The sequence below is a fragment of the Pandoraea faecigallinarum genome (genome assembly GCF_001029105.3).
Classification (GTDB): domain Bacteria; phylum Pseudomonadota; class Gammaproteobacteria; order Burkholderiales; family Burkholderiaceae; genus Pandoraea; species Pandoraea faecigallinarum.
Map to the genome: position 1 here is coordinate 4,684,667 of NZ_CP011807.3, position 21,445 is coordinate 4,706,111.

Consider the following 21,445-nt stretch of genomic DNA (forward strand, 5'->3'; position numbering starts at 1 on the left):
GACAGCAACACTGTCCGCCTGAAAACGAAGCGCCCGCCGGCACACTCGCCGGCGGGCGTTTTCGTTTCCGGCGCCGGAAACGATTCAGGGTTGACGGGGGACGCCCGGGGGACGGCGGCAGACCATAATTGATGCCGCGACGTGCGTCACACGCAAAGCGAAATTGACCTGCTAAGAACGTGTTTGCGATCTTCTGGTCATCCCTGATAATTCGAGGATGACGAGAAAGAAATACGCGAGTGACATAAGCCGAGAGAAGTTCTCGGAGATCGAGCCGCTGTTGCGCAGCGTGCGCCGGCGCACGAAGCCCACGACGGTGGACTTGTACGAGGTGTTTTGCGCGGTGCTGTATCTGTTGCGTACAGGTTGCCAATGGCGCTTCTTGCCCAGCGAGTTTCCCAAGTGGCAAACCGTCTACGCGTATTTCAGCAAATGGAGTCAGCCTGACCAGCACGGCGTGAGCGTGCTGGAGCAGGCACTCAAAAAATCAGGTTGGCGCGGCGCGCACAAGACAGGGACGCAGCGCCAGCACGACGTTCTTGATCGTGGACGCGCAGAGCGTGAAGAACACTGACACGGCAGCGCATAAGGGTTATGACGCGGGCAAGAAGGTGTCGGGCATCAAGCGTCATATTGCCGTAGACACGCAGGGCTTGCCGCACGCCGTGGCGGTAACCACTGCCGAGGTGACCGATCGCAAAGGAGCGTTGCTGGCGTTCGAGCACGGCAAGCCTCGCTTGGGACAGGTGCAAAGTGTGCTGGTCGATGGCGGTTACGTGGGCGAACCCTTCGCGCAGGGCGTGCGCGAGATCTTGGGCGAGCGGGTCACGGTGCAGATCGCCAAACGCAGCGAACTGCATACTTTCAAGGTCCTGCCGCAGCGTTGGGTCGTCGAGCGCAGTTTCGCCTGGCTGGAGAAGAACCGGCGCTTATGGAAGAACTGTGAGCGTTTGCTCAACACCAGCTTGCAGTTTGTCCATCTCGCCTTTTTGGCACTGCTGCTCAGGAGATCGTAAACCGGCTCTAAGATACGCGCGAAAATCGGTGCGACCATCGGAGGGCTCCCGCCGTTCCGGAACTTTGTCGAGTCCCTCAGTTACCGCTACCCTTCGAATTTCGTCATGTCGACTCAGACGACCTACCACCATCGGCTCTTCATGGCGATGGTCGGCGGCTTCAGCGCAGTGCTCAACGCGGGCGCTTTCTTCGCCGTCCTTCGGTTCAACGGTCACAACCCCGATACCCCTTATGGCCTGACGCTCATCTGCGCGCTCGGTGCCGCGGCATTCATCGTATTCGCCCGCTTCCATTTGCTCGCGAGCGCCCGCAATCTCGGCTGGATGCTCGGACGCGGCGCCATGCGCTGGTGCCGTCTGCTCATTACGGCCATCGTTCTGCTGTTCCTCACCTACGAAAGCACCGAAGACGTGCGCATGATGGTGGTCCAGTGGACGATGCTCGCGCTGCCGTTGCAGATGATCGGACTCGCGGTGCTGCGCGGCATGGCGCACAGCATCAACAACGCGCCCGGCAATCAGCGGCGCGCGGCATTCTTCGGTCTGGGACCGGAAGCGCGCAAGCTGAACCTGCGTCTGCAACGCTCGCCGATCCTCGGCATTCAGGTCACGGGTTATTACAACGACACGCCCGTCACGCCGGACGCCGGCGAAGTCCTCCCGCCATATCTGGGCCGCTACGCCGACGCCGCCGCGCACATTCAGTCGAACGCGTACGAGATCGTCTTCATCGCCATCGGTCAGCAGGACAACAAGGAACTCACCAGCGAAATCGTGCATCGTCTGTACGATTCCACGGCGTCCATCTATCTGCTGCCCGAGTTCAGCTTCCCCGGCGATATGCCGATGACGAGCACCGATATTGCAGGCGTGCCGCTGCTCGCGCTGCACGACATCACGGTGCAGGGCTTGCTGCGCATGATCAAGCGCGCCATCGACGTGGTCGGCGCATCGCTCATTCTGGTGCTGCTCAGTCCGGTCATGGTCGGAATCGCCATTGCGGTACGTCTCGATTCGCCCGGCCCGATCCTGTTTCGCCAGCGCCGTTACGGCGAGCGCGGCGAGCCCATCGTCATTCACAAATTCCGGTCAATGCGCGTGATTCAGCCCGAAGACGCCGCCGCTGCCGCAACCGGCGGGCTGCGTCAGGCGCACGCGGGCGACAGCCGCATCACGCCGATCGGCAAGCATCTTCGCCGAACGTCGCTGGATGAATTGCCGCAGTTGTTCGATGTGCTGGCCGGATCGATGAGTCTCGTCGGCCCGCGCCCGCATGCGGAGGAGCACAACGAAATGTACCGGCGCGTGATTCCCGGTTACATGCTACGTCACAGTGTGAAGCCCGGCATTACGGGATGGGCGCAGATCAACGGTCTGCGGGGCGAGACCGACACGCCGGACAAGATGCAGCGACGCGTGGAGTACGACCGTTACTACATCACGCACTGGTCGTTGTGGCTCGACATCAAGATTCTGCTCAAGACGATTCCCGCGATGGTCACCGGACGCAATGCCGTCTGAGCCACTATCGGGAAAAAGCAACTCATTCACGGCCGAGCGCACGCCACTGCCGCCAACAGATGCCGATGAACCGCCGGTCTTCGACGAGGTAACGACGCCACATGCGCCCCGGATCCTGCAAGATGCGGTACATCCATTCGCACCCGGTGCGCTGCATCCACTTCGGCGCGCGCTTCTGCACGCCCGCGGCGAACTCGATAGCCGCGCCCACGCACAGCATGACCCCGCCGGGCATGGTGCCGGCGTACGCCATCGCCCAGCGCTCCTGCTTGGGCATACCGAGACAGACGAAGATGAGGTCGGGGGCAAGCTCGCGCACACGCTGCGCGATCTCCTGTCCTTCGGCCCCCGCCGGATCGAACGTCATCGACGGGATCAGCAAGGTGAAGTCCAGGCCGGGGAAACGCTGCGAAAGTCCTGCCGACAATTGCGCTTCCTGCCCGGGACGCCCGCCGACGAAGACCGCCTTGCGGCCCGACGCTCGGGCGCGGTCGCACAGGGCGGGCAGCAGATCGGCACCGGTCACGCGCCCCGGCAACGGGCGGCCGAACAGCCGGCTCGCCCAGACGATCGGCATGCCGTCGGCGAAAAGGAAATCGGCATTGCGGTATTGCCGCTTGAATTCGGGCTGCGCGTCGAGCCGCACGATATGGTCGACGTTCGGCGTCACCACGATGCGCGAGCGCCCATCGCGAAGCGTCGCGGCATGCGCGAGCACGTCGACGGCCTGCGCAAACGGCACGGCGGCGATGTTCAGGCCGAACAAGGCGACGTTGGGCTCGAAGACTTCGCGAGCGCAGGCTTGGGGTGCGGCATTCAGTTCGGTGTCACGGCTCATGACCTATCGGGTTCCCCTAATCGAGCAAATCCATCGTTTCCCGCATGCCCTCGTCGTCCAGCCGTACCGGCGACGTTCCATGGCAGGCAAGATAGTAGCAGCGCGCAACCTGTGCGTCAGTGACGCGCGTGACGATAGGTTTCCCAACGTCTGCAAACCCGTTGCGGGTTACGATGCCCCATGATCCTCGACGCTCACGACATTCCTTCCGGCACCGGGCTGCAAGCCGATCTCTGCATTGCCGGTGCAGGTGCTGCCGGCATCACGCTGGCGCTCGCCCTCGAAGCCAGCGGGCTCGATGTGATCCTGCTCGAAAGCGGTGGCGATGCCCCGGAGCCGGCAGCCCAGCAGCTCTACGCCGGTACGGTGGAGGACGCACGCCTGCATCCGCCTGCCGAGAGCTATCGCGTGCGCCGCTTCGGCGGATCGACCACGTTGTGGGGCGGACGCTGCATGCCGCTCGATCCCATCGACTTCGAAGCGCGCGACTACATCCCGCATAGCGGCTGGCCCATGGGTATCGACGCGCTGATGCCGTGGTACGGACAGGCCAATGCGCTATGCGAAGCCGGCGAATTCGCTTACACGGCGGAGCAGGCGTTTCCCGATGCGTCGAATCCGTCACGTCCGATGATCGGCAACTTCGAAAGCGATCTGTTTTCGACGAATACGCTCGAGAGGTTCAGTTGTCCGACGAATTTCGGCGAGCGTTATCGTGCCCGTCTCGCGAAGGGACGCGTGCGTGTCGTCCAGCACGCGAATCTGTGCCATCTCCCGCAACGGGATGGCGCGGCGCGACTCGTTGGCCCGGCGCAGGTGAAGACGCTCGACGGCAAGACCTTCACGGTCGCCGCGCGCGCATACGTGCTGGCGGCAGGCGGCCTCGAAACCCCGCGCCTGCTGCTCAACAGCCCCGGTGCCAGCGGCCGCGGGCTGGGCAACGCGCATGACGTGGTCGGCCGTTACTACATGAGCCATCTGGCCGGGACCATCGGTACCGTCGACCTCTCGGGGGCCGCTTCCGTCTGGCACGGCTACGACGTCTCGGCCGAAGGCATTTACTGCCGTCGCCGGCTGGCGCTGCGGGCGCAGGCGCAACGCGCGCTTCGCGCAGGCAACTTCATCGCGCGTTTGCACCATCCGAGAATTCCCGATGCCGGGCACGGCAACGGCATCCTCTCCGCGCTCTATCTGGCGCGCCCGATCGTGCCGTACGAGTATGCCAAGCGTCTTTATGGCGATGCGCCGGGCGGCATCGGCAACTGGCTGGCCCACGCGCGCAACGTCGTCATGGACGCACCGAACACCGTGCGCTTTCTCACGCACTGGCTGACTCACCGCACGCTGGCCGCACGCAAGTTTCCATCCGTGATCGTCCGCCCTGCCAATCTTCGTTTCAGTCTCGACTTCCACGCCGAGCAGGTGCCGTACGAAAACAGCCGTGTCACGCTGGGCGACGAACGCGATACGCTCGGCATGCGACGCATTCACATCGACTGGCGCTACACGCCACACGACGTGGCGACGGTCACCCGCGCCCTCGCCGCCCTCGCGCAAGAGATCGGGCGCACCGGCGTCGGACGCTTCTCGTACGATCCGGCCGCGGTGGAAGCCGAAATGACGCGCTACGGTGCGTATGGCGGTCATCACATCGGCACGGCGCGCATGGGCAACGATCCGGCGACGAGCGTGGTCGATGCCGACGGCCGTCTGCACGAGGCAGACAATGTCTTTATCGCGGGCGCGGCCACCTTCCCGACATCGGGGCAGGCCAACCCGACACTGAGCATCGTGGCGCTCGCGTTGCGTCTGGCCGACCATTTGCGCTCGCGGGCCAACGTGACGGACCTGCCCTTGCCCGCACCCGCTGCGCCCCCTCGTTCTTCCCCTTCCTTTCCTTCCCTTTCCCGGTGATCCCCCGCGCCTCATGAAATCACGCATTCTCGTTACCGGCGCGACCGGGTTTATCGGCCGCCATATCGTCAACGCCCTTGCCGCCAGCGACTGGGCAACGCCCGTCGCCGCGTCGCGCCGCGCGAACCACGGCATGCGCGCTGTCGACGCGCTGTCGGCAGCGTCGCTGAGCGCCGCCCTCGCAGACGTCGATGGCGTGGTGAACTGTGTCGCCGGTTCGCCGGACGCCATCGTGGCGAACGCGCGTGCGTTGCGCGAAGCGCTGGACGCCCGAAGCACGCCCATCCCGGCCGTGCACTTCAGCTCGATGGCCGTCTACGGGAGCGCGGAAGGTCATGTCGACGAATCCGCCGCCCTCGCCGGCACCAGTCCTTACGGCATCGCCAAGGTCGAAGCGGAGCAGGCGCTCGCGGGATTGTCTTGCGTGACGGTGCTGCGCCCGGGCTGCGTCTACGGCGGCGGCAGCCCGCAGTGGTCCGGGCGCATTGCGGAGCTGCTGTGCGCGGGCCGCCTCGGCGACCTCGGCGCGGCGGGCGACGCGCACAGCAACCTCGTGCACGTGGACGATGTCGTGAAGGCGGCACTCGGCGCGCTGCGCCACCCCGAGGCAGGCGGACAGGCTTACAACCTCGCCATGGCCGACGCGCCGCGATGGAACGACTACTTCATCGCGTACGCCATGGCGCTGGGTGCAACACCGGTCAGGCGCATTGGCGGGCGTCGTCTGAAAATAGAAACGAAACTCGTCGCGCCCGCGCTCAAGATCGCCGAGATTCTGGGGCGCAAGATCGGTTTGAAGGGACTGCCGCCGCCGCTGCCGCCGTCGCTCGCGCGACTTTGGCAGCAGGACATCTGCCTCGATGCGAGCCGCGCCGCCACCACGTTCGGACTTGCGTGGACACCCTGGCGCGACGCCGTCAAGGCGGAAGCCGCCCGCGGCAGCGACCGGCTTAGCGCTTCACCAGACGCCCCGCCGTCCAGCGCCAGAGGACTGTGAACGGCGACACGCCCAGCAAACGGCGGGCCGCCCATGCGGCAGCGGCGCCATTTACGGCAATCGCCAGCGATGCGGCCACCGACGCCCCGGTGCTCCCGCCCATCGGCGCGAGCACCGCCAACCCCGCCAACAACACCACGACCGAAGCGGCATTGACCCGCATGAGGGCGCGCGTATGTGCCGTCATGCCGAGCAGTTCCGGCATCGCCGTAAAACAGGCCGCAGTGATCTGACCGAGTGCGAGCACGCGCAGCGCGCTTGCGCCGTCGTCGAAGCCGTGGCCGAACAGTCCGAGCAGGAACTGCGGGACGATCAGCATGCCGAGCGTCACCGGCAGCGCGAGGCACAGCACCAGTCCGATTGCCTGTGCCGCGCTGCGCTCCAAGGCCGCGATGTCCTGACGCGCGTACAGACTCGCGAATCGCGGCGCGGCCATGCCTGTCACGCCGCTGATCAGAATATTGACGACGAGTGCGAGACGCCATGCGAGCGCAAACAACCCGGTCTCGCGCGACGACGCAACGATCCCCAGCACAATGGCGGGGGCCGAGGTGATCAGCAGCTTGGTCAGTTCCAGCGAGAAGAGCGACAGGCCCGACTTCAAGAGGCCGAGCACCGCCGCATATCCCGGCTCTGCGGCGGTGTCATGCGCGCCGCGATGCGGCACCTCGCGCAGGGACCGCCGCAGCAACACCGCGCCGACGATGGCCGCGACGGTAAAACTCGCGGCTGTCAGAACCAGTGTATTGGCCACCGTCAGTCTGCCCGTCGCCGCCAACGGCGTTGCGGCCACGCAGAAGATCGCCGGCCACAGCCACGAATAAATCATCTGACTGAAGCCGACGCGCTGCAACCCTGCGAGCGCACCGGCCATGGCCGCGCCCAGGTTCTGCGGAACGAATGAGAGTGCGCCGAGCATGAGCGGCACGACCAGCGCCGGCTTGCGGAGAATGTCGTTGGCAAAGAGCGCCGCGCCGCCTGCCAGCAGAATCGAGATGGCCGCCGACGCGAGAAAGACATGCCACAGCGCGCGCCGGATCGCCGGACGCACCGCGCCGTATTGCCCGGATGCGACGTCCATCGCCAGTTGACGTGTGAGCGCCTGATCGATGCCCAGACGCCCGAAGCCCGCGAGCGCCACCATCGTGCTGAACACGATGTAGAAGTTGCCGGTCTCGACGACACCGAGCGCCGCAGCGATCAACAGGTGAAAGCCGTAGCGGCTGGGCAAGTCCAGCAGACGCACCCCGAGGCTGATCGCGCTGCCGCGGATCATGGAAGCGCCGGTCTTGCCCGACGGGGTCTGCGTCCGGTTCATTTCGATTCGCTCTACTCGTTCGACTTATTCGACTTACTCGACTCACACGGCTGGCGCACTCGTCTCGAAGGGCTCAGTTTGCCCGCCTGCGCAACACGAATAGCTTGACGCTCTGCGGCGGCAAGTCCGCATGCAGCTCGCTCCCGGCATAGGAGATGTCCGGTGCGCGTGTCAGTTCGTTCTCCACCAGTTGCCAGACTTCGCTCGTGCCTGTCCCGGCGAAGTTCGCGAGCGAGATCGTGGCTTGCGCCGCACGTTCGAGTTGCTTGTTGACGACGACCACGGTCAGCGCGCCGTCCTTGTCGCGCAGCGCCGCGAAGGCCGACACCGTGTCCGGATCGGGGACGGACGCCGACACGCTCGTCGATCCGAACTCACCGCCACGGCCGTCGTAATTGCGATACAGCTTGATCGCCTTGTAGACGGGCATCGACGGATCGAGCGTGCCCCAGCGCGTTGCCATGTCGAGTCTCTCGCGCCCGAAGATGCCCAGAATGTCGGCCTGTGCCGTCGCACCGTTCATGCGCGTGTCGGCGCCCCAGTTGTATTCGGTCAGCGCGATGGGAGTGCCCGGGTAGTAATACGTGTCGACCCATCGGCGCATCATCGGAATCAACGCCACCACGCTATTGATCCACGTCGGATCCTTGTAATTCGGGTCCCACAGATTACGTGTCGAGCGATTGCGCATGAGCGCGATGGCGGTCGAATTGCCGTCCGCCGGTTCTTCATACTCCTTGCTCTGCGGATAGAAATGCAGGCTGAAAATGTCGACCGGACGGCCGGCCTGCTTCCACTGCGTGAGCAACCACGGGATATATGGCATGCCGCCGGTTTCGTTCAACCGGTCCGGCGCCTGCGCGTAGCCGTGCGCAATCGAATGCTGCTGGTCGAAGCCGCTATACAGGTAACCGTTCCAGCCCCACTCTTCCGGCGCGAGCACTTTGGCCCCCGGATCCGCCGCTTTCACCGCACGCGAATACGCGATCACCTTGGCCGCGATCTCGCTGGCATGCGCACCGTCCGGATGCGAGTTGTTATGGATGAGTTGCCACAGACTCGGCTCGTTATCCATCGCGTAGTACTTCACCCCGCCCGCACGTGCGGGACCGAACTGCTGCACCAGTGCACTGACGCGAGCCTGCTGGCTGGCCGGATCGTCGGGTACGGTGGCGTCGTCCGGATCGTTGCGCACGGGCGTGCCGTCGCGCAGGATGCCGTTGCCCGCGTCGGTCATGCCGTCCACGTCGTGATTCTGTTGCGGACCGTACTTGGCGATGGAAAAGCTCGCCAGCCGGTCGCGCGAGCGCGAGAGCGTGGCCACGCGTCCGAGCATGGAAATGGTGATGATCGGCTGCGCACCGGCGGCCTGCGTCAGGGCGACGAAACGCTCGCCGAACTGGTCGTTGATGTCCGACGGATTGACCGGCAGGCTCTCGTAGTACCAGTCTCGCCCGGCATTGCGTGCGTCGAGCCGCCAGTTATACGCCGACGCACTGTTGCCGCCCGAGCGGTTAAGCGGCGCGCGCAGGTCCTGCAACATCGCCGTCGTACCGAAATTGATGCCGTAGATCAGCGGACTGATGGGGTGCCGATTGGCCCCCGCATCCACGGCAATAGCCACGCTCAGCGCTGCGCCGGGCGTCGCTTCGGTACAGGCCGCGGCCGACAGCAACACGGCGGCGCCCATGAGCTGGGTCAGGCGGCAAATCACACTGCGCACACTACGGCGCGGCAACACGCGCATGGAAGCTCCGGGGAACGGCACGATGGTCGAATCCGCCAGCACGCCAGATGTAGACGAAGATCGCCAGAATGACGGCCGTTTCACCGGGCGCCAGCGTGGGCGGGTAGAAGAACGACACCAGCAGTACGAAAATCAGATAGTCGTACAGCGCCCCGAGGAAATCGTCTTCGACCTGCGCGCGCAGACGGCGGAAGAAGAACAGGCCACGCAACTGGAAGCACAGAATGACGAACGCGCCGATCAAGCCGTACTCGAACACGATCCCGAGCCATGTGATGTCGGCCAGGAAGAAGAAGTGATGGAAGTACGTGGTAAGCGTGTCGCCGCTGGCCGGACTGATCGTCCCCACGCCGAACAGCCAGCGCAGCGAATCGTTGCCGAGAAAGCGTGTGGCGAGCAGCGCCGAGATGCGCCGCGTATCGAAGCCGGTCTCCGCACTCGCACTGAAAATCGTTGCCAGGTACCCCATCGAGAAAACGCTTGCCAGCACGAGCGGCGCGACGAGCATCAGCCCGATGCGGGCTCGCGGGCGCGCCCACACGAACGTGTTGATGACCAGCACCCCCATGATGCCGATGGCAAGCGCGCGGGATTTCACGATCAGCAGCGCCACCGCCAGGCAGATCAGCACGCTGACGAGATAGCCCACGTGGCGTTCGAAAAACGCGCGGCGATAGCAGAAAAACAACAGGATGAACGGGAAATACATCGACATGCGGATGCGATGTCCGCGGCTGTCGCTGGTAAAGAACGGCGCCTGTCCGAAAACGTACGTGTCCTTGTACCAGTCCGCCGGCACCAGCAGCCACATGAGAATCAGCGCGCCCACGATGACCGCGCCGAGAATCACGAAACTGCGCCCCAGCTCATGCAGCGTGGGCTTGAGCATCAGGAGCAGCGCCAGAAAGGAGAAGAAATACAGAATCGGCAGCAGCTTCACCTGCGCCGTCACACTGGTGAAGAAACTCTCATGGAAGTAAATCACCGCGGCAAAGCTCGGCACCATCACGAGCCACGCGAAGCTCACCAGCACTTGCCGCGTCATGGGAAAGCGCGGCTGAGCGCCAAGGCGCAGCACCAGCGGCAGCGTAAGAATCGGAAACGCCTTCGAGAGCGCCCACAGCGGATAGAGCGCCGTGATGTAGTGGAACGTCTGGCCGAACAACGGCAGGAGCGCCACGAGCACCGCGACAATGGCCGTGCGCGGCAAACCGCCCGAGAACACGGCCGGCAGGTCGTGCGTCTGGGCCGCGGATGAGTCGGGAGCGGCGGATTCCATTTCGAAGGCGGGCTGCGCGGCTGTCACGAAGCGGTTGAATTCGGTGGTTAGACTAGGCGAATTTGCCGGGTCGGATTCGACGGGCCGGTCGACGCGCCGGGCGGCCGCGCCTCACGTTCGGCGGCGCGGCGTCCCATCGTCGGACTGCCCGGCTGTCGGGCGATCAGAAACTGCGGGCGCCGTTGATGTCGTAGTTGACGTTCTTGTTGAACGGCAGCGCCTTGTTGATGTACTGGTCGACCCAGAGATCCACTTCGGCAATCGACGACTTCGGCACGAAGATAGTGTCGTTCGATTGCAGAACGATGTCCTGCGCCGGGTCGCCTTGCTGCGTGAGCGCCTTCACGTCGACCGTGCGAAGCATCGGACGGCCGTCCGGGCTGCGGCGAATCAGCACGATTTCGCCGGTGCGTGCGGTGTCGAGCAGGCCCTGTGCGGTGATGATCGCCTGCATGACGCTCATGCCCGGCGTAAGCGCGAGTTCGCCGGGCTTGCCGACCTCGCCCCCGACGAACACGTGCGCGGCGGTCTGCGTCACCGCGACCATGGCCATTGCGTTCGCGGTCATATGATTCGCGGCGAGGGCGCGGTTGACCGTTTCGCCGAACTGCGCGAGCGTCTGTCCGGCTGCCGGGAGATTGCCGGCAAACGGCATGGCGACGGTGCCATCGGGTGCGACACGGCCCTTGTAGTTGAGCTCGACGTTGAACGGCAGCACGACGGAAATATCGTCGCCAGCCAACAGCCGGTACGGGCTCGGTGTCGAATCGACCCAGGTCGCAAAGCGATCGGATTGCTGGTATTTGGTGTCGACCCAGGTTTGGGTGCAGGCCGTCAGCGTCATCAGCGCCAGTACGCAGGCCGGGCGGAGCATGTTCATGGGACAGATGGCACGAAGGCCGGGGTGGTTACACGGAGTTTGGACCGTACTCTAGTGCACTTCTCGCGTCTCGCCAAGCACGATGAATCGGCGCCGGATTTAGGATAATGGCGGTTTTAGGGGGACTTTACGGGGACTTTCTTGCGTAAGATATGCGCCTTGAAACCATGAAACATGGCCGGGCAACCTTTACGCTTCTTGCATCGCTATGGCAATTACGACTAGAACAAGGCCTGACCGGCACGCCGCGGTCGTCGACGTGACGATCCGGGATTATCTCAACACACTTTTTTATTACCGCAAGATCGCCACGACCGTGTTCCTCGCCATCGTGGCGCTCGGTGTGCTCGTCGCGCTGTTCGTGCCGATTCCGTATCGCGCCCAGGCCACGTTGCTCGTGCTCAACGCGGGGTACTACGACCAGACCAACAATCCGAACGGCGGCGTGTCGCTGCAACCGCCGCCCGGCCAGCTCAACGGCGTGGAAGCGCAGATTCTGTCGAGTCCGGAGCTTCACCGCGACGTCATCCTGTCGAAACTCGGCCCCGGCGCGACGGCGAGCGACATCGACCGTGAGTTGCAGAATTTCGAGAAGCGTCTGCACATCGAGCAGAACGACCTCGCGAACACCATCACGCTGACTTATTCGGATACCGACCCCAAGGCCGCTGCCGATGCACTCGCGCGCCTGCTCGACAAGTACTTCCGTCAACGCGCCTCGATCTTTACGTCGGGCCGCGTCAACCTGCTGGTGAGCCAGCGCGACGACGTGGGCAAGCAACTCGACAAGGCCGACGCCGATCTGCTCGCGTTTCAGAAAAAGCACGGCATCGTGAAGATCGACGACCAGACGTCGCGCGCCGTACTGCTCGAATCGCAGCTCGTGCAGCGCAAGCTGGAAACCGATGCGAAACTCGCGCAGGACCGCAGCGAACTGAAGTCGCTGCAAGGCTCCACCAAAGACGTGCGCTCGACGATTCCGATCTACACGGACGACTCCGAGACGAGCCGCGCGATCAACACGCTGCAAGGCTCGCTCAGCGAACTCGAGAACAAGCGTGCCGACTTCGCGTCGCGTTACATGGCGACGTCGCCGTTCGTCGTTCAGCTCGACAAGCAGATCGCCGACATGCGCGCGAACATCGCGAAGCAACGTCAGGAGATGATGACCGCAACGCGTCTGGGCCATAACAACTATTTCGACGTGGTGCAGGAACGTCTGGCCGTGCTCAACGCGAGCATCGCCGGCGGAATGGCGCAGCAAGCGGCGCTCGAAGCGCAGATCAAGGAAACGCGCGACAAGCTGCAAGGCATGAGCGACGTGTCGAGCCAGTTGAGTCAGTTGCAGGCGCGCCGCGACATTCTCGCGGACAGTTTCAAGGAACGTTCGCGCCAGGTCGAGTTGGCCCGCGTTCAGCAAGGTCAGGTCAGCCAGATCAACGGCACCAACGTGCGCGTGATTCAGGCGCCGTTCCCGCCGTCGCAGCGCAGTGTGTCGGCCAGTCTGCTGATCGCCGCGTCGATTGCCGCCGGGCTGCTGATTTCCGCGCTGACGGTGCTGATCCTTTCGAGTCTTCGTGAAACGTTCCTGAGCCCGGAACAAGTCGAGCGCGCCCTGCTGCTGCCGGTGGTGAACGCGCCGGTGATGTTGGGCGGCCAACGGGCCGGGGGTACCGGGACGTCGGGGACGTCGGGCACGGCGGCAGCGCCGGGGGTCGCGAACGCCGAAGCCGCCTATGCGCGCCCGGCGCATCTGGCCTATGGCCGGATGATTGCCGCGATCAACAGCAGCACCGACAGTCATGCCAAGGTGGTGATGGCCTTGTCGGCCGGCAAGAACGACGGCCTGGCGTCCGTCATTCAGGGGCTGACGAGCGAACTCGAACATCGCTCCGGCAAGCCGATCCTGATTCTGGACATTGCCTCCACACCGGACTCACCGATGTACGGCAAGCCGAACGCGCAGGGTCTGCTCGCGTGGCCGTCGAACGGCGGCACGGCGCTCACCGATGTCGCGGCATCCGGCATGGGCGACACGGGCGCCGACGGATCGGGCGTACTTTCGGATCTAGCGTTCACGCGCGTGGATCGCCACAACATCGTCGTGGCGCAACCGCGCAGCGGCGCGATTCCGTCGTCGTGGCAGCAGGTCACACGACTGTTCGATGCGCTGCGCGAATCGCATGATTACATCGTCGTGCACGCGCCGCCGTCGAGCCAGTCGTTCACCGGAATCGAAAACGCTTCGCTGGCCGATGCCACGGTACTCGTGGTACGCGCGGAAGCCACGCGCAAGCCGGTTATCGCGGGCCTCAAGGCACAGGTCGAAGATGCGGGCGGACGCCTCATCGGTGTGGCGCTCACGCATCGTCGCGGTTATATTCCGAGCTTCATCTACCGGTTCTTCTAGGCATCGGTTCAGACCACCATGCAACAAATCAGCGCGATCCTGCCGATCAAGACCCGGGGAAGGCACTACGCCGACAACATCGGCCGTTGTGACATTCTCTTCTCCTCGCTGCGTCACTTCACGACGCCGGACCTGTTTCATCGCTTCGTGATCGTCGTGCCGCACGACGAGGTCGAAGACGTGCGTGGCTATGCGCGCGCGTGGTCCGACTTCCCCATCGAAGTGATCGACGAATCGCAGTACATGGGCGCGTTCGACGACTTCTCACAGCGTCACCAGATTCGCAACTGGCATCGTCAGCAGATCATCAAGATCAACGCGCCGGAGTGGATCGAGACGGAATACTTCCTGATCTTCGATCCGGACTGTTTCGCGACACATCGCTTCGACTACGACTCACTGATCGTGAACGGACGCGCGATCACGCACCTGAAGGGGCGCAGCGTCGAGCCCTATTACTGGGAGGCGTCGGCCAAGCTGCTCGACGTCGAGCCGCATCTGGATCGCGAAGGGGTGTGGTGGACACCCGCGACGCTTTCGCGCTCGCTTTGCCTGTCATTGCAGGCGCGCCTCGCCGCCGTGCACGGCACGGACTGGAAGCGGGTGCTGCTCGCGAACTACGCCATCGACTGGACGGAATACACGCTGTACTGGCTCAACGCCGAGCGCGCCGGGCTGCTCGACAGGTACCACACACAAGCCGTGCCGCCACAGCGCACGCTGCACGCCGACGAGAGTGTCTGGTTTGCCGACAAGATGCAGGAATGGGACGCTGCGCATTATTTCGCCCCCCAGAGCGACGGGTTGTTCGCCGTGGTCCAGAGCAATACGAAAATTCCGCTCGAACAGGTGGTCGCGAAGCTCTCGCCGTATTTCCCCATCGAGATCCAGCCCTACGAGCGGCACGTCGATCCGGCGCTCAAGGGCGCCGAGTTATACTCGGCGGTCGTGCGCAAGGGGCTCAAGATGATGAAGAAGTTGCTGGGCAACGGCGCGGGCATCAAATAAGACAGGACCCGATTCGATGAGCGGTACGGGCAGCGCCAAGGGCCGGATGGCAGGTATCGAGATTCTGCGGTTTTTCAGCGCGTTCGCGGTGCTCGTCTGGCATTACCAGCATTTCTTTTTCCGGAGCGCGAGCGCTTCCATCGAGGTCGTGCGCGACACGCAGCCGCTCTACACGCTGCTGCATCCCTTCTATGAATTCGGATGGCTCGGCGTGAACGTCTTCTGGACGATCTCGGGCTTCATCTTCTTCAACCGCTATCTTTCGAAGATCGTCGCGCGCGAGGTCCGCGGCGGGCTGTTCTTCCTCAATCGCTTCTCGCGGCTGTATCCGCTGCATTTCGTCACGCTGATCGCCGTGGCGCTTTTGCAGGCCTGTTACGTGCGCGAAAACCACACGTTCTTCGTCTATCCGTACAACACGCCGTACGACTTTTTCGTCAATGTGATCTTCGCATCGGGCTGGCTCACGCCGTATACCGATTCGTTCAACGGCCCCGTGTGGAGCGTGTCGACGGAAATCGTGATCTATGTGGCGTTTTTCTTGCTGGCACGATTTTTCCGCATTGGACTGGTGTGGACGCTGTTGATCGTGTGCCTGTCGGCGGCAGCCGGGGGCCTGCTGATTCATCAGCAAATCAAGGGCAGCGGGTCGAACATCGTGTTCTGTGCCTTCTACTTTTTCATGGGGGGCGCGGTGCATCTTCTCTATGAGCGTCTGCGCGGCACGATCGAGGCGCATCGTGCGGCAACGATCGGCGCGTGCTGCGTGGCGTATGCGGGACTGTTCGCCGTATGTGCCATTTTCGGCGGGACGAAATATCTGGCCGCGACGATCGTCGCGCCGGTCTCGATCGTCTTGCTGCACGCCATCGAACCGTGGATACCGGCGCGGCTGGCGTCGCCCATCGCCGACCTGGGCAACACGACCTACGCGAGCTATCTCATCCACTTCCCGCTGCAACTCGCGACGGTGATCGGACTGCAACGGCTGGGGATGTCCAGCGCGACGGTTGCGATGAGCCCGTGGTTTCTGGCGGCCTATCTGGTCGTGGTATTCCTGCTCGCCCGGCTCGTCTATCGCACGCTGGAGGCGCCGGCGCAGACGTGGCTTCGGCGGCGTCTGGCCTGGCTCGGCGCACGCCCGGCGGCCGGCGAATCGGGCACGGCTCGATAAAGCACCGTCGCATCGCCGCATCGCCGTCACGCCTCAGCGCGCGGCGGCAACGTTCAGCGCGTGTTCAATGGTGATGATGGTGATGATGCGACCAGAGCGGGTCCATCGAGTCGACGAACGACGCGACGGCGTCTTTGTCGCCCGTCGCGTGACGCATCAGCTGACCGCATTTGCACCAGCCCTGATAGGGGGTGATGTGCGAGCACGCGGTCGTCTTCTGCAAGTACAGCGTGACGGGCTTGGCGCACTTGGTGCACTTGAATTTGAGGGTGAGGGCAGGTTTGCTCATTGGAAATCCACAATCCGGCGCGCGGCGGAGTCCGGCGGCGCAAAGGCGGCAAAGGCGGCAAAGGCGGTATTGTACCGGGTGTGGCGCTACGCCTGCGCAGGCGCCGGCATGGCGAATCGCGAGAGGCAAACCGTGGGCACACATTGGAATCGTCGGAAGCCGGCGGTAAACGCAAAAAGCCGGATGTCGTGAAGACATCCGGCTTTCCGTTGCCGAAACCGACGCCGGCCGACCTCGGTGTGAACTGCAAACCGCAATACCGCTGCCGTTGGATGGCGTCCCCTAGGGGATTCGAACCCCTGTACTCACCGTGAAAGGGTGATGTCCTAGGCCTCTAGACGAAGGGGACAAAAATCGTCATTCGTTTGGTGGAGGTAAGCGGGATCGAACCGCTGACCTCTTGCATGCCATGCAAGCGCTCTCCCAGCTGAGCTATACCCCCGCGCGAAGAGGCGTGACTATAGCGCATTTGCCGAAAACCCGCAACTCTCGGTGACTTCCGGCCCGGTGGCGGAGGCCCTTTACGGCGACTGCCCCGTCACCCGATACGAGTAGAATCCGCAACGCACGGCATGCGGCCCCGGCAGGGGCACGCCGTGTGCGGGTAACGGCCTTCGCCGCTACCGCAGTCTTCGACGGGACACACTCATGAAGAAAGCTGTCGCGCTGGCGCTGATGCTCGCCGCGAGTTGGGCGCATGCCGAGAAGATCGGCGACGTCAGTACCGCATTCAAATTTCTGGGACCGGATCACAAGATCGTCGTCGATGCCTACGACGACCCCAAAGTGCACGGCGTGACATGCTACGTCTCGCGCGCCAAGACCGGCGGCCTCAAGGGCATGGTCGGTCTGGCGGAAGACAAAGCCGAGGCGTCGATCGCCTGCCGCCCTGTCGGCCCGATGTCGTTCTCCGGCCCGCTGCCCCGGGAAGAAGAAGTCTTCTCCGAAGGCCTCTCCCCGCTCTTCAAGAAGCTGCGCATCGTACGCATGGTCGACAAGACACGCAATACACTCGTCTACCTCACCTACTCCGACAAGCTGATCGACGGCTCACCGCAGAACAGCGTGACCGCCGTGCCGGTGGATCGCGCGACGCCGATCCCGATCAAGTGAAAGACGTTCGCCGCGCGAGCGCCCTCAGCCGCGCAGCAACCCGAAGCGCCGGAGCTTCCGGTACAGCGTGTTACGACTCACCCCGAGACGACGTGCCGTGGCGCTGACTTGCCCGTGACAGGCGTCGAGGGCGGCGCGCAACGCCTGACGCTCCGCCGCCTCCAACGGCGCTTCCACCGCCGCCTCCATCACTTTCGTCGCTGCCGTCGTTCCCATCGCGCCCGTCGCTTCGCCCACGTACGCGCCGCCCGCCGCATCCGCCGCCCCGCCCACCGGCGGCATCATCGCGGCTTCGCGCAGCTCGGCCGGCAGATCGTCCAATGTGATCACCCCGTTCTCGCTCAGCGCCACGAGCGTTCGAATCACGCTGCGCAGCTGACGTACGTTCCCCGGCCACGTATAGCGGCATAGGCACGCACGCGCGGCGTCCGTGACATGCGTCGGGCTGTCGGGCGCTTGCACGCTCGCCTGCGCCAACAGGCGCTCGATCAGATCGACCTCGTCCTCGCGCTCGCGCAACGGCGGCACCGACACTTCCAGTCCATTCAGACGATAGAACAGGTCCTCGCGAAACTCTCGCTCGGCAATGCGGGCCGGCAGATCGCGGTGCGTGGCACTGAGTACGCGAATGTCCAGCGGCATGGGTTCTCCGCCGCCGAGCGGCGACACCATTCGCTCCTCCAGCACACGCAGCAGCCGCGTCTGCATCGCAAACGGCATATCGCCGATCTCATCGAGGAACAACGTGCCGCCATTCGCCTGCCACAGCTTGCCGTTCATTCCCTCCTTGCGCGCACCCGTGAAGCTGCCGCCCACATAGCCGAACAACTCGCTCTCGATCAGCGACTCCGGAATCGCCGCGCAATTCAACGCGACGAACGGCCCGCTCGCGCGCGCACTTGCCGCATGGACGGCACGCGCAAATACCTCCTTCCCGCTGCCCGTCTCACCCCGGATGAGTACCGGCACGTCGTGCGCGAATACGCGGCATGCACGCGAGAATTCGCGCGCGAGCGCCGGATCGGCGAAAGGCGCCACCGTCGGTTCGCGCGCCGTATCCGCGTGCGCCGGCATGCCCGGCGCGCCCGTCGGATTCGGCGCGCGGCGAACGACACGTGAGGGCGCGCGCAACATTGCCAGCAGCGGCTCGCCGGCGTTCGTGCGAATCGGCCAGCAGGCGGCCGGCGAGCGATGGGCTTGCGCGAACAACGTGTCGAGCGTATGCGCAAACCACCGGTCCACGCGCGTGCCCACGATCTCGTCGCGCGTTGCCCCCAGACAATTCAACGCGCTTTGATTCGCCGCCAGCACTCGCCCCGCGTCGTCGAACGCGAGCAGCGCCTGCGCGAAGCCGCCGAGGTGATCGGCCTGCTCCTGCAATTGCAATAACCACTCGTCGCGATAGTGCTGAAAGAAGTACTCGCTCTCCACGACTTTCGCTGACAGGTTGACGAGGGCGAGCGTATGAAACTGACTCTGGCGGGTGACGTCGGCCGTGGTCGACGACACGTCGATCACCGCGAGCAGATCTCCCTGCGGGGCGAAGACGGGGCTCGCCGTGCACGTCAGCGGCGTATGCAGCGCACGAAAGTGATCCTGCTGGCAGATGATGACCGGCGCGCGCTCCACGACACACGTGCCGATGCCGTTCGTACCTTCGCACGACTCGCTCCAGTCCGCGCCCGGCCACAACCCTGCCCGATGGAAGTCCTCGCGCGTGCCGTCGTGCAGTCGCGACTCGACGATCACGCCATCCGGAGCGGTCAGCAGCACCGCCTGACGCGGGTTCATCAACTGGCGCTGCAAACGCTCCAATACGGGCAGGGAAACGCTGCGCAACCGCTCCATGGCATTGCGCCGCTCGCGCAGCTGCGACGACGCCAGCACACGGGGCGACATGCGCGCGCCCGGATCGAGCGCGTACATGTCCAGACAGCGGCGCCAGGAGCTGGCGATATTCGGGTCCGTCGCCGCGGTTCCCGACGGCCAGTGGCCCTGCGCGACATTCAGCACACGGCGCGCGTGCGCAGCTTCATGAGTGGGTGGCATTGGTCGTCTCCCCCGTGCCGGATGATCCGTTGATCTCGTAGTCGTTCCCGAAGCATCTCCCATGCCGGGAGCGTTTGCAATGCGCGATGCCAATCGAAAAACGCAAGGCGATTGGTATCGCCCGCCCCGTGTCACGCCGGCGATACAAACGTGTCATCTCGTGAGACACCGGTGTCACGGTTTCGGCACACGACGCACTGCACAACGCGGCGCAAACACACGCCAATGCAAGCGCCTGCGAGGGTGGCCCACGAATTGCTTTGACGCCAGCAGCGCGCTCGGCAACGGCCGGCCGCCGACACAACGATACCCGGAGACACGACATGCGATACGCCCCACCCGGCACGCCCGGTGCCCTGTTGTCTTTGCAAGACCGTTACGAGAACTTCATCGGCGGCAAGTTCGTCGCGCCGGTCGAAGGGCGCTACTTCGTCAATACCTCCCCGGTCACGGGGGCGGTCATCGGAGAATTCCCGCGATCCAACGGTGCGGACATCGAGTTGGCGCTCGACGCCGCGCACGCCGCCGCAGCCAGGTGGGGACAAACATCCGTGCAGGCGCGCTCGCGCATTCTGTTGCAGATCGCTGATCGTCTCGAATCGCAACTGGAGCGCTTCGCCGTTGCGGAAACGTGGGACAACGGCAAACCCGTGCGCGAGACGCTCGCCGCGGATTTGCCGCTGGCTATCGACCACTTCCGCTACTTCGCCGGTTGCATCCGGGCGCAGGAGGGCACTGCCGCCGAGATCGACGCACATACCGCGGCCTATCATTTCCACGAGCCGTTGGGTGTGGTCGGTCAGATCATCCCGTGGAATTTTCCGTTGCTGATGGCCGCCTGGAAACTCGCACCGGCGCTGGCGGCGGGAAATTGCGTGGTGCTCAAGCCCGCCGAGCAAACCCCGCTGTCGATCACGCTGTTCGCCGAACTGGTCGGCGATCTGCTGCCGCCCGGCGTACTCAACGTCGTGCAGGGGTTCGGCAAGGAGGCAGGCGAGGCGCTCGCGACCAGCAAGCGTATCGCCAAGATCGCGTTCACCGGCTCCACGCCCGTCGGCAACCACATATTGACGCGCGCGGCCGCCAACCTGATTCCAAGTACCGTCGAACTGGGCGGCAAGTCGCCGAACCTCTTCTTCGAGGACATCATGCGCGGTGAGCCGGAGTTCATCGAGAAGGCCGCGGAAGGGCTCGTGCTCGGCTTCCTGAACCAGGGCGAAGTCTGCACCTGTCCCTCGCGCGCGCTCGTTCAGGAATCGATTTACGAGCCGTTCATGGAAGTGGTGATGAAGCGCGTCGAGCGCATCAGACGAGGCGATCCGCTCGACACCGAAACGGCCGTCGGCGCACAGGCTTCGCAGCAGCAGTTCGACAAGATCCTCACGTATCTCGATCTCGCACGCAAGGAAGGCGCGCAAGTGCTGACCGGCGGTGGTATCGAGATGCTGGACGGGCCACTCGCCTCCGGCTTTTACATCCAGCCGACGCTACTCAAGGGTGAGAACCGCATGCGCGTATTCCAGGAGGAAATCTTCGGCCCGGTCGTGGGCGTGACGACATTCAAGGACGAGGCCGAAGCGCTGGCCATCGCCAACGACACCGAGTTCGGTCTGGGCGCGGGTGTCTGGACACGGGACATCAACCGCGCGTATCGGATGGGACGCGCCATTCAGGCGGGACGTGTCTGGACGAACTGCTATCACCTCTATCCGGCACACGCGGCGTTTGGCGGCTACAAGAAGTCCGGCATCGGCCGCGAGACGCACAAGATGATGCTCGACCACTATCAGCAGACGAAGAACTTGCTGGTGAGCTACGACGTCAACCCGCTCGGCTTCTTCTGACATTCCGAGTCCTGCCTCTAAACCTGCGCAACCTTGTAGCAGATCAAA

Annotated in this window: 16 protein-coding genes and 2 tRNA genes; 9 read left to right on the top strand and 9 right to left on the bottom strand. The window is 64.1% G+C overall.

Translation table 11 applies throughout. From position 1 onward, the window contains the following. The first annotated feature begins 217 nt into the window (after nt 1–217). Nucleotides 218–1,016, top strand: a protein-coding gene (locus tag AB870_RS25750) for an IS5 family transposase (protein ID WP_418303967.1) whose coding sequence is annotated in 2 segments (ribosomal slippage) — nt 218–489 and nt 488–1,016 — 801 coding nt in all. Because the reading frame shifts where the segments join, the coding sequence is not laid out codon by codon here. A gap of 105 nt (nt 1,017–1,121) precedes the next feature. Next, the gene (locus tag AB870_RS20590) at nt 1,122–2,537 is read left to right on the top strand and encodes an undecaprenyl-phosphate glucose phosphotransferase (RefSeq protein ID WP_237169996.1); all 1,416 of its coding nucleotides are present in this window, start codon (nt 1,122–1,124) and stop codon (nt 2,535–2,537) included. A gap of 22 nt (nt 2,538–2,559) precedes the next feature. Here the strand turns inward: AB870_RS20590 and AB870_RS20595 are convergent, their stop codons facing one another. Beyond that, complete coding sequence (locus AB870_RS20595) at nt 2,560–3,375, bottom strand: WecB/TagA/CpsF family glycosyltransferase (protein ID WP_084663953.1); 816 nt, start codon at nt 3,373–3,375, stop codon at nt 2,560–2,562. A 180-nt stretch (nt 3,376–3,555) separates the two neighbouring features. Between AB870_RS20595 and AB870_RS20600 the strand changes: the two genes are divergently transcribed. Together AB870_RS20600 and AB870_RS20605 are read left to right on the top strand one after the other, a co-directional pair. After that, nucleotides 3,556–5,289, top strand: coding sequence for an FAD-dependent oxidoreductase (locus AB870_RS20600; protein ID WP_047906113.1), 1,734 nt, complete (start codon nt 3,556–3,558; stop codon nt 5,287–5,289). Nucleotides 5,290–5,302: 13 nt separating this feature from the next. After that, nucleotides 5,303–6,286 (top strand): NAD-dependent epimerase/dehydratase family protein, encoded by a 984-nt coding sequence (locus tag AB870_RS20605; protein WP_064674880.1) that lies wholly within the window; start codon nt 5,303–5,305, stop codon nt 6,284–6,286. On the opposite strand, the gene AB870_RS20610 is transcribed toward AB870_RS20605, so the two are convergent. The 4 genes from AB870_RS20610 to AB870_RS20625 form a co-directional block, all read right to left on the bottom strand. After that, nucleotides 6,240–7,604, bottom strand: coding sequence for a lipopolysaccharide biosynthesis protein (locus AB870_RS20610; protein ID WP_047906114.1), 1,365 nt, complete (start codon nt 7,602–7,604; stop codon nt 6,240–6,242). The genes AB870_RS20605 and AB870_RS20610 overlap by 47 nt on opposite strands. 73 nt (nt 7,605–7,677) lie before the next feature. Next, nucleotides 7,678–9,351, bottom strand: coding sequence for a glycoside hydrolase family 44 protein (locus tag AB870_RS20615; protein ID WP_053059462.1), 1,674 nt, complete (start codon nt 9,349–9,351; stop codon nt 7,678–7,680). Then, on the bottom strand, nt 9,329–10,630 hold the full coding sequence (locus tag AB870_RS20620; protein WP_053059463.1) for a hypothetical protein: 1,302 nt from the start codon (nt 10,628–10,630) through the stop codon (nt 9,329–9,331). The genes AB870_RS20615 and AB870_RS20620 overlap by 23 nt, the downstream gene beginning before the upstream one ends. A gap of 163 nt (nt 10,631–10,793) precedes the next feature. Beyond that, the gene (locus AB870_RS20625; protein ID WP_053059464.1) at nt 10,794–11,510 is read right to left on the bottom strand and encodes a polysaccharide biosynthesis/export family protein; all 717 of its coding nucleotides are present in this window, start codon (nt 11,508–11,510) and stop codon (nt 10,794–10,796) included. A gap of 208 nt (nt 11,511–11,718) precedes the next feature. Here AB870_RS20625 and AB870_RS20630 point away from each other — a divergent pair, with 208 nt between their 5' ends. From AB870_RS20630 to AB870_RS20640, 3 genes are read left to right on the top strand one after another with little or no spacing between them, the layout of a single operon-like run. Next, the gene (locus AB870_RS20630) at nt 11,719–13,920 is read left to right on the top strand and encodes a GumC family protein (RefSeq protein ID WP_084663955.1); all 2,202 of its coding nucleotides are present in this window, start codon (nt 11,719–11,721) and stop codon (nt 13,918–13,920) included. Nucleotides 13,921–13,938: 18 nt separating this feature from the next. After that, nucleotides 13,939–14,928: a DUF6492 family protein gene (locus AB870_RS20635; RefSeq protein ID WP_047906116.1), complete on the top strand. Its 990-nt coding sequence runs from the start codon at nt 13,939–13,941 to the stop codon at nt 14,926–14,928. Nucleotides 14,929–14,944: 16 nt separating this feature from the next. After that, a complete protein-coding gene (locus AB870_RS20640; RefSeq protein ID WP_064674881.1) occupies nt 14,945–16,102 on the top strand; it encodes an acyltransferase family protein in 1,158 nt (385 codons plus the stop codon). A gap of 64 nt (nt 16,103–16,166) precedes the next feature. Here the strand turns inward: AB870_RS20640 and AB870_RS20645 are convergent, their stop codons facing one another. From AB870_RS20645 to AB870_RS20655, 3 genes are all read right to left on the bottom strand, one after another. After that, nucleotides 16,167–16,391, bottom strand: coding sequence for a hypothetical protein (locus AB870_RS20645; RefSeq protein WP_039393487.1), 225 nt, complete (start codon nt 16,389–16,391; stop codon nt 16,167–16,169). 273 nt (nt 16,392–16,664) lie between these two features. Then, nucleotides 16,665–16,740: transfer RNA gene (locus AB870_RS20650), tRNA-Glu, on the bottom strand. Nucleotides 16,741–16,757: 17 nt separating this feature from the next. Beyond that, nucleotides 16,758–16,833, bottom strand: a tRNA-Ala gene (locus AB870_RS20655). A 206-nt stretch (nt 16,834–17,039) separates the two neighbouring features. Here AB870_RS20655 and AB870_RS20660 point away from each other — a divergent pair. After that, nucleotides 17,040–17,504 (top strand): CreA family protein, encoded by a 465-nt coding sequence (locus tag AB870_RS20660; RefSeq protein ID WP_047906117.1) that lies wholly within the window; start codon nt 17,040–17,042, stop codon nt 17,502–17,504. 24 nt (nt 17,505–17,528) lie between these two features. Here the strand turns inward: AB870_RS20660 and AB870_RS20665 are convergent, their stop codons facing one another. After that, entirely contained in the window at nt 17,529–19,553 is a 2,025-nt protein-coding gene (locus AB870_RS20665; protein ID WP_047906118.1) for a sigma-54-dependent Fis family transcriptional regulator, read from the bottom strand. Between the two features lie 323 nt (nt 19,554–19,876). Here AB870_RS20665 and exaC point away from each other — a divergent pair, with 323 nt between their 5' ends. Next, nucleotides 19,877–21,397 carry an acetaldehyde dehydrogenase ExaC gene (exaC, locus tag AB870_RS20670; protein ID WP_047906119.1) on the top strand — a complete coding sequence of 507 codons (1,521 nt, stop codon included), beginning with the start codon at nt 19,877–19,879 and terminating at the stop codon, nt 21,395–21,397. Nucleotides 21,398–21,445 lie beyond the last annotated feature (48 nt).

Excerpts from the sequence above, each read along its gene's own strand:
- AB870_RS20590 (WP_237169996.1), top strand. The coding sequence starts at position 1,122 with ATGTCGACTCAGACGACCTACCACCATCGGCTCTTCATGGCGATGGTC.
- AB870_RS20595 (WP_084663953.1), bottom strand. The coding sequence starts at position 3,375 with ATGAGCCGTGACACCGAACTGAATGCCGCACCCCAAGCCTGCGCTCGC.
- AB870_RS20600 (WP_047906113.1), top strand. The coding sequence starts at position 3,556 with ATGATCCTCGACGCTCACGACATTCCTTCCGGCACCGGGCTGCAAGCC.
- AB870_RS20605 (WP_064674880.1), top strand. The coding sequence starts at position 5,303 with ATGAAATCACGCATTCTCGTTACCGGCGCGACCGGGTTTATCGGCCGC.
- AB870_RS20610 (WP_047906114.1), bottom strand. The coding sequence starts at position 7,604 with ATGAACCGGACGCAGACCCCGTCGGGCAAGACCGGCGCTTCCATGATC.
- AB870_RS20615 (WP_053059462.1), bottom strand. The coding sequence starts at position 9,351 with ATGCGCGTGTTGCCGCGCCGTAGTGTGCGCAGTGTGATTTGCCGCCTG.
- AB870_RS20620 (WP_053059463.1), bottom strand. The coding sequence starts at position 10,630 with ATGGAATCCGCCGCTCCCGACTCATCCGCGGCCCAGACGCACGACCTG.
- AB870_RS20625 (WP_053059464.1), bottom strand. The coding sequence starts at position 11,510 with ATGAACATGCTCCGCCCGGCCTGCGTACTGGCGCTGATGACGCTGACG.
- AB870_RS20630 (WP_084663955.1), top strand. The coding sequence starts at position 11,719 with ATGGCAATTACGACTAGAACAAGGCCTGACCGGCACGCCGCGGTCGTC.
- AB870_RS20635 (WP_047906116.1), top strand. The coding sequence starts at position 13,939 with ATGCAACAAATCAGCGCGATCCTGCCGATCAAGACCCGGGGAAGGCAC.
- AB870_RS20640 (WP_064674881.1), top strand. The coding sequence starts at position 14,945 with ATGAGCGGTACGGGCAGCGCCAAGGGCCGGATGGCAGGTATCGAGATT.
- AB870_RS20645 (WP_039393487.1), bottom strand. The coding sequence starts at position 16,391 with ATGAGCAAACCTGCCCTCACCCTCAAATTCAAGTGCACCAAGTGCGCC.
- AB870_RS20660 (WP_047906117.1), top strand. The coding sequence starts at position 17,040 with ATGAAGAAAGCTGTCGCGCTGGCGCTGATGCTCGCCGCGAGTTGGGCG.
- AB870_RS20665 (WP_047906118.1), bottom strand. The coding sequence starts at position 19,553 with ATGCCACCCACTCATGAAGCTGCGCACGCGCGCCGTGTGCTGAATGTC.
- exaC (WP_047906119.1), top strand. The coding sequence starts at position 19,877 with ATGCGATACGCCCCACCCGGCACGCCCGGTGCCCTGTTGTCTTTGCAA.